The organism is Nocardiopsis lucentensis DSM 44048 (assembly GCF_000341125.1).
In the GTDB taxonomy this organism is placed as follows: Bacteria; Actinomycetota; Actinomycetes; order Streptosporangiales; family Streptosporangiaceae; genus Nocardiopsis; species Nocardiopsis lucentensis.
The window spans coordinates 1-7,740 of the sequence record NZ_ANBC01000528.1 but is presented as its reverse complement, the minus strand read 5'-3'; the positions used below and the strand labels follow the sequence as shown (position 1 = coordinate 7,740).

Genomic DNA, 7,740 nt, shown 5'->3' with positions numbered 1-7,740 from the left:
CAGGTTGGCGCTGTAGCCGTACTCGCCCCACGCCATCACGTGCGTGACCTCGGGTCCGGGTGGCGCCACCCGGACCAGGTCCACCGCGCGTACTCCCCGCCAGCGCACGTCCGGGACGCTGAAGCGCATCACGCAGTGGAAGTCGCTCACCGAGTCGGTCACGGGCAGTCGCCCGAACTCCTCCCACGTCCACCGGTGGCTGCCGAGTGTCTCGGTGGCTCCCATCACCCGAAAATCCCACCTGTGCGGCCGGAAGGTCGGTACGGGCCCGTAGTGCAAGGCCTTGTGCTCGCCCCGTAGCGCCTGACCCGGCGGCAGCCTGGCCGCCCGTGTGTCCCCCCGGTCACCATCCCCCGTTCCGTCGGACAACGCGTCCTCCGTTCGTCTGGTTCCGGCCTGTCGGCCCAGCTCTCGTGTCCGCCCCTGGTGGGCGGCTCCTCCCGTCCTGTGGGGAAAGGTCGACATCTGGCCATCCTGCCAGGCCGACACGAGAGCTACGTCACTCCCCCCGGTTGTGTGGCGGATCGCCGGGTGTGCGCTATAGTCGCTCACATGCAGCGGAACTTTTGGCGCTTTTATGGCTACCGGCCCGATCCTCGGACGGTCGCCTGTCAAGCGCTGCGCTGACAGAGAAGACCTCACAAGGAGCCCCGGGCCGGACGGTCCGGGGCTCCTTGGCGTTTCGGACCGACCACCCGGTGAAGCGCGGCTACCGTGCGGCTCAGCCACCCATACGACTAACAGGGACAACGCACATGGTCATCGTGATGGCACCGGACGCCACTTCCGACAACATCGACGATCTCGTCGAGCTCGTCTCCTCCGCCGGGGGCGAGGCGTACGTGACACGCGGCGTGAGCCGCACGATCATCGGCCTGGTCGGTGACGTCGAGCGTTTCCAGGACCTGGGACTGGCCGCCAAACCCGGCGTGAGCGACGTTTTGCGCATCTCAGCCCCGTACAAGCTGGTCAGCCGAGAGAACCACAGCAGCCGATCCGTGGTGAACGTGCGCGGCGTGCCGATCGGTGGCGAACACATGACGGTCATCGCGGGTCCGTGCGCCGTCGAGACGCCCGAGCAGACCCTGGAAGCGGCGCGCATGGCGCTGACCGCGGGTGCGTCCCTGCTGCGGGGCGGCGCCTACAAGCCGCGCACCTCCCCGTACGCCTTCCAGGGCCTGGGGGAGGAGGGTCTGCGGATCCTGGCCGACGTGCGCGAGGAGACCGGGCTGCCGATCGTGACCGAGGTCGTCGACGCCGCCGACGTCGAACTCGTCGCCTCCTACGCCGACATGCTCCAGATCGGTACCCGCAACATGCAGAACTTCGCCCTGCTCCAGGCGGCGGGCGACGCGGGCAAGCCGGTCCTGCTCAAGCGCGGTATGAGCGCCACCATCGAAGAGTGGTTGATGGCCGCCGAGTACATCGCCCAGCGCGGCAACCTCGACATCGTCCTGTGCGAGCGCGGCATCCGCACCTTCGAGAAGGCCACACGCAACACCCTGGACATCAGCGCGGTCCCGGTCGCGCAGAACCTGTCCCACCTGCCGGTGATCGTGGACCCGTCGCACTCGGGAGGCAAGCGCGAACTGGTCCTGCCGCTCTCGCGCGCGGCCATCGCCATCGGTGCCGACGGTGTCATCGTGGACGTGCACCCGGACCCCGAGAACGCGCTGTGCGACGGCCCCCAGGCGCTCCTGGAGGAGGACCTGGCCGAGCTGCGCGACGTGGCGGGCACTTTGGCGACCCTCGGCGGCCGTGAGCTGACCCCGGCCCCGGGCCGTCAGTTCGCCGCCCTCTGAGCGGTCACGGCGCTCCGGAGCGGGGCGCAGGCCCGGGAGGGTTCGGTCTGGGCGCCGGCGGGGTGCCGCACGACGAGGCGAGCCGCGAGCGGGGAACGAGCGTGAATCGGACTGCGCCGTAGGCGTCCGTGACCAACGCCGCCCCGTCCGTGCCGCCGGCACGGACGGGGCGGCGTTGATCAGGCGCTGGTGGCGGCCGCTGGGCCCGCCACCCGAGCGGGGGCCTCCTCGCCCAGGAAGCTGGGTTTGTGGAGCTGGGCGGTGCCGACCAGGTACTCGGCCAGCTCCTCGGCGTCGAGCCGCTTCTCGATCTGCCGAAGGTCCGGGATCTTGGCCGCGGTCTCCACCTGGCGCGGCGTCAGCATCGTGCAGCAGTCCTCGTCCGGGAGCTCCGAGATGGCCAGGGTGCCGATCCGGCGGGCCTGGTCCATGATCTCGGTCTTGTCCATCCCGATGAGCGGGCGCAGGATCGGCATGTCCACGGCGTCGTCCAGGGCGGTGATGTTGGTCATCGTCTGGCTGGACACCTGGCCGAGCGCGTCCCCGGTGATCAGGCACTCCGCGCCCAGGTCGTCGGCGAGGGCCTCGGCGGTCTTGAGCATCAGCCGCCGCTGGGCGACGATCTGGAGCCGCTCGATCCCAGAGCTCTTGAGCTGCTGCTGCGCCTTGCCGAAGGGCACGACGAACAGCCGCGAACCCACCTGGAAGCGGTCGAGCTGGCGCACGAGGCTGTAGGCCTTGTAGATGGACTCGGGGCCGGTGAACGGCATCCCGGAGAAGTGCAGGAAGTCGACCTTGAGTCCACGCCGGATCATCCGGTGCGCGGCGACGGGGGAGTCGATCCCGCCGGACATCAGCACCAGGCCGCGCCCGCTCATCCCGGCGGGCAGACCGCCCTGGCCGGGGATGCCGTCGGTGAACACGAACGCCTCGTCCTTGTCCACCTCGACGTAGAGGGTGTTGTCGGGGCGCTTGAGGTTGACGGGGTACCCGTGCGCCTCGATGATCTTCGAGCCGAGGTAGCCCGCCAGCTCGGCCGAGGTCATCTCGAAGCGCTTGTCGCGACGGCGGGCCCGCACGGCGAAGGTCCCGTCCCGGTCGGCCATGGAGCGCACCGCGACGTCGGTGACCACGTCCAGGTCCTTGGCGACCCTGCGGACCAGGTGCACCCACACGACACCCATGACGTTGGCCATGCGGTCGGCGATCTCGGCGACCTCGATGTCGGAGGCGCCGGGCTTGCGGACGATGATCACGCCGGACCCGCGCTGGGAGAGCCGGATCTCGCCGAGATCGCGTACGGAGTTGCGGATGTTGTTGTGCAGCCGCCGCTCGAACAGCTTGCGGTTGGAGCCCTTGAGGACGATCTCCCCGAGCTTCATCAGAACGCAGAGCTCGCCCAGTCCGGCGTCGGCTCCGGCCGGGTTTGCGGGGAGCGGCGCGGACTCAAGCGACGCGGACATGGTGCTACCTCCGGTGGATGCGCCCCGGTGCGACGTGGATGCGACGGCGGCGGGACCGGGCACACCCGCCGTCCCCCTCCAGTATCGAACACCGGGCCCACCGCTCCAGCCGTTTTCCGGGGGGTACCGGCCACACGGGGCCGCGAACGCACCCGCCCGCCGCGCTCGGGGGCGACGGCGAGCGGGGGGCTCGGCCTCCCGCGGCGCCGAGAAGGGGCACCGCGCCGCAGGTGACCGTCGGGTAGGTGCGCTCCCCCGCGAAGCGGCCCCTGGGCGGTGAGGGGTGACGGAGGGGCTCCGTCAGCCGAAGAAGGTCTCGGCCTCCTGGTAGCGCTCGGCCGGGACGGTCTTGAGGGTGTCGGTGGCCTCGGCCAGGTCGACGCGGACGATGGAGGTGCCCTGGAGGCCGACCATCTTCCCGAAGTCGCCCGCGGCGACGGCGTCGATCGCGTGCAGTCCCAGGCGGGTGGCCAGGACGCGGTCGAAGGCGGTGGGGGTGCCGCCGCGCTGCACGTGGCCGAGCACGACCGAGCGCGCCTCCTTGCCCGTGCGGCGCTCGATCTCGTCGGCCAGGCGCTGGCCGATGCCGCCGAGGCGGACGTGGCCGAAGGAGTCCTTCTCGCCGGTGGCCAGCTCCATCTGCCCCTCCTTGGGGTGGGCGCCCTCGGCGACGACGATGATCGGCGCGTACTGGGTGCGGAACCGGCTCTCGACGTGCTTGACGACCTCGTCCATGTCGAACGGGCGCTCCGGAACGAGGATGACGTTGGCACCCGCGGCCATGCCCGAGTGCAGGGCGATCCATCCGGCGTGGCGGCCCATGACCTCGACCACGAGCGCCCGGTGGTGCGACTCCGCCGTGGTGTGCAGGCGGTCGATCGCCTCCATGGCGATGTTCACGGCGGTGTCGAAACCGAACGTGTAGTCGGTCGCGTTGAGGTCGTTGTCGATGGTCTTGGGCACGCCCACCACGTTGACGCCGCGCTCGTGCAGCTGGCGGGCCACGCCCAGCGTGTCCTCACCACCGATGGCGACCAGGGCGTCCACGCCCAGACCGGCCATGTTGTCCTTGACCCGCTCGACACCGCCCTCGATCTTCATGAGGTTGGTGCGGGAGGAGCCCAGGATGGTTCCGCCGCGCGGCAGGATGCCGCGGACGGCCTCCACGTCCAGCGTCATGGTGTCGCCCTCGAGGGGGCCGCGCCACCCGTCCCGGAAGCCGACGAACTCGTAGCCGTGGTCCTTGATGCCCTTGCGCACCACGGCGCGGATGACCGCGTTGAGACCGGGGCAGTCCCCACCACCGGTCAGAACACCGACTCGCATGCGACTTCTCCTCGACGTTGTGGATCTGGGCGGCGCCTGCCGCCATATGGTCTAGACCATAGTGTCCGGGTGCGGCCCAGGCCAACCCCGAGGGCGAATTCACCGCTCGTTCACCCGTCGAGGCCCTGGTCGATGGCGTATCGGACCAGTTCGACCCGGTTGTGCAGATGCAGTTTGGTGAGGGTGTTCTGGACGTGGTTCTGGACCGTCCGATGGGAGATGGACAGTCGCCGCGCGATCTGCTTGTAAGCCAGTCCCTTCGCCACCAGCCGCAGGACCTCGGTCTCCCGGGGGGTGAGTACCGGCGGCTTCTCATCGGCGGTCCCAGGGGAGCCCGCCGCCGACAGGCGCCGGTACTCACCCAGGACCAGACCCGCCAGCCCCGGGGTGTAGACCGCCTCGCCGGTGTGCACGCGGCGTACCGCGTCCAACAGCTCCTCCCGGCCCGCCGACTTGACCAGGTAGCCCGTCGCGCCCGCCTTGACGGCGGCCAGGACGTCGTCACTGGCCCCGCTGGCCGAGAGCACCAGTACGCGTGGCGGCTCGTCCAGGGCCACCAGGCCCGCGGTGAGCTCCACCCCGGTCATGTCGGGCAGATTGAGGTCCACGACGGCCAACGTGGGCCGGACGGCCGGGGCGATACGCAGCGCCTTGGCGCCGTCGCCCGCCGTCCCCACCACCTCGACACCCGCCTCGTCGAGATCGCGCGCCACCGCGTCGCGCCACATCGGGTGGTCGTCCACCACCAGTACCCGGATCGCTTCGCTCTCCATGCGGGCGAGCCTATCCCGGGAGGAGGACGCACAGGAGAAGGGGCGGGCGGGGCGCCACGCGCCCCACCCGCCCCTCACCGCGGTCGATCAGTCGTCGAAGTCGCCGAAGTCGCCGAAGTCGATGCCGCCGGGCGTCGCGGTGATCGTGATCTCCGTGCCCTCCGGGGCCTCGCCTGTCTGCGACTGCCGGGCCACGGTCCTGCCGCCCGCGATGCGCTCGACCTTCACCTTGAACCCGGCCTCCTTGAGCTGCTCGCGGGCCTCGCCGACCTGCAGGCCCACGACGTCGGGGATCTCGACCCCGGGCGGTCCGGTGGAGACGGTGAGCGTGACGGTGCCGCCGGCGCCCACCGTGCTGCCGTTGTCGGGGTCCTGGGTGATCACCACACCCTCCTCGACGTCCTCGCTCTCCTCCTCGACGACATCGACGGTCAGCCCCAGGTCCTCCAGGGTCCGCTGCGCGTCCTCCACCTTCTGGCCGGCCACGGCGGGCACCTGGATGCCCCGGCTGACCTGGATGGTGACGGTCTCCTCGCGGTCGGCGTCCTCCCCGGGAGCCGGATCGGTGGAGATCACCTCGCCGGGGGTGACGTCCTCGGCGTCCACGACCTCCTCCTCGAGGCTGTCCGGACTGAAGCCGAGTTCCTCCATGGCCGCCGTGGCGTCGGCGATGTCCTCGCCCACCAGGTCGGGCATCTCCACGACCTGCGGGCCCTGGGACACGTACGCGGTGACCTCGTCCCCGGGCGACAGCCGTTCCCCGGCCTCCGGTTCGGTCCGGGCGACCGCTCCGGCCTCGACGTCGCTGTAGACGGGTTCGGCCGCCTCCACCAGGATCAGGCCCTCGGAGCGGACCGTGTCGCGGGCCACGTCGATACTGTCGCCCGTCACGTCCGGAACGTTCTCGAAACGGCCGAGGAACAGCCACCAGCCGGCGACGAACACGACGATCGCCATGATCGCGCCGCCGATCCCGAGGAGGAGCCGGCGCCGCCTGCGCAGGGCGTCGTCCTCGTCCTCGTCGTAACCGTCGCCGTAGCCGTCACCGTCCAGGTCCGCGCCGCCCATGTCCACGACCATCGTGGCGTTCTCGGTGCCCGGGCCGGCACCGCCCGCGATGAGCTGCGGGGCGGTCACGGACGCCGTCGAGGCGCCCGTCTGCGCGACCGGGGGCAGCGGCCCCACGGCGGACTCCCCGTCCTCGGGCAGCCGGTTGAGGACCTCCAGGACCTTGGCCAGGTACTGTCCGGCGTTGCTCGGCCGGTACCGGGGATCGCGCTCCGTGGCCTTGGTGACCAGGTCGTCGACCTCCGGCGCAAGCCCGGGCAGGAAGTGCGAGGGACGCGGGACGTCCTCGGTCACGTGCTGGTAGGCGATGGCGATCGGCGTCTCACCGGTGTGCGGCTGCCCGCCGGTGAGCAGCTCGTAGAGCATGATGCCCGCGGCGTAGACGTCGGTGCGCGCGTCGGCCACACCCTGCTCGATCTGTTCGGGAGCGAGGTAGGCGGCGGTACCCATGAGGGTGCCGGTACGCGTGAGGCCCTGGTTGGACTGCTCCACGGCCCGGGCCAGACCGAAGTCGGCCACCTTGACCATGCCCTCTTGGGTGATGAGGACGTTCTCCGGCTTGACGTCCCGGTGGATCATCCCCGCCTGGTGGGCGGCGCCCAGCGCGGCCAGCACGGAGGCCATCACGTGCAGGGCCTCGCGCGGCCTCAGCCGTCCGGCGGCCTTCAACCGGTCGCGCAGGGTCAGACCCGGCACGTACTCCATGGCCAGGAAGACGTGGCCCTGGTCCTCACCCTGGTCGAAGACCTGGACCACGTTGGGATGGGAGAGTTTGGCGACGGAGTGGGCCTCGTTGATGAAGCGCTGGACGAACGTGGGGTCCTGCGCGAGCGACGGGTGCATCACCTTCAGCGCCAGTCGCCGGTCGAGCCTCAGGTCGTGGGCGACGTAGACGGTCGCCATCCCGCCACCGGCGATCCTGGACTCGACGAAGTAGCGTCGGTCCAGCGTCGCGCCTACGAGGGGATCGGAAGTCGTCATGTCCACGGCGGAGTAGTGTCCTTGCTGCGGGGAGCGCGGGCGTTCGCGGCCGGTGGCGCGTACCCGACACCGGGTGTCGAACCGACACGATAGCGGAAGCTCGTGCCCGGACCGCCCCGCGGATCGCGGTGGCGCCGCCCCACACCGCCTGTGTGGGAGGCGTTCGCGCCTGGGTCGTCGTCAGTCGTGCGGTGCCGCTCCGGGCGCACCGCTCACCCCACCACCGTACGTGACGCCGCCGGGGGCTCCGGCGGCGCCTACCGCGCGTCGTCAGTCGATCGCCGGGGATGACGCCTGGGCGTGTCGGCGGACGGGGATCCGCCCCGC

General features: G+C 70.9%; 6 protein-coding genes. 1 reads left to right on the top strand and 5 read right to left on the bottom strand.

All coding sequences use genetic code 11. From position 1 onward, the window contains the following. On the bottom strand, nucleotides 1–369 hold a 369-nt coding region (locus D471_RS0118610; RefSeq protein ID WP_193789776.1), incomplete at its 3' end, for a molybdopterin-dependent oxidoreductase. A 386-nt stretch (nucleotides 370–755) separates the two neighbouring features. On the opposite strand from D471_RS0118610, the gene aroF reads away from it, so the two are divergent. Then, nucleotides 756–1,802, top strand: coding sequence for a 3-deoxy-7-phosphoheptulonate synthase (gene aroF / locus D471_RS0118605; RefSeq protein WP_017600011.1), 1,047 nt, complete (start codon nucleotides 756–758; stop codon nucleotides 1,800–1,802). A 179-nt stretch (nucleotides 1,803–1,981) separates the two neighbouring features. On the opposite strand, the gene thiI is transcribed toward aroF, so the two are convergent. The 4 genes from thiI to pknB form a co-directional block, all read right to left on the bottom strand. Beyond that, nucleotides 1,982–3,265, bottom strand: coding sequence for a tRNA uracil 4-sulfurtransferase ThiI (gene thiI / locus D471_RS0118600; protein WP_017600010.1), 1,284 nt, complete (start codon nucleotides 3,263–3,265; stop codon nucleotides 1,982–1,984). Between the two features lie 300 nt (nucleotides 3,266–3,565). Next, complete coding sequence (locus tag D471_RS0118595) at nucleotides 3,566–4,591, bottom strand: 6-phosphofructokinase (protein WP_017600009.1); 1,026 nt, start codon at nucleotides 4,589–4,591, stop codon at nucleotides 3,566–3,568. Between the two features lie 110 nt (nucleotides 4,592–4,701). Further along, on the bottom strand, nucleotides 4,702–5,364 hold the full coding sequence (locus tag D471_RS0118590; protein ID WP_017600008.1) for a response regulator: 663 nt from the start codon (nucleotides 5,362–5,364) through the stop codon (nucleotides 4,702–4,704). 87 nt (nucleotides 5,365–5,451) lie between these two features. Beyond that, entirely contained in the window at nucleotides 5,452–7,419 is a 1,968-nt protein-coding gene (gene pknB, locus D471_RS0118585) for a Stk1 family PASTA domain-containing Ser/Thr kinase (RefSeq protein ID WP_017600007.1), read from the bottom strand. Nucleotides 7,420–7,740: the final 321 nt, after the last annotated feature.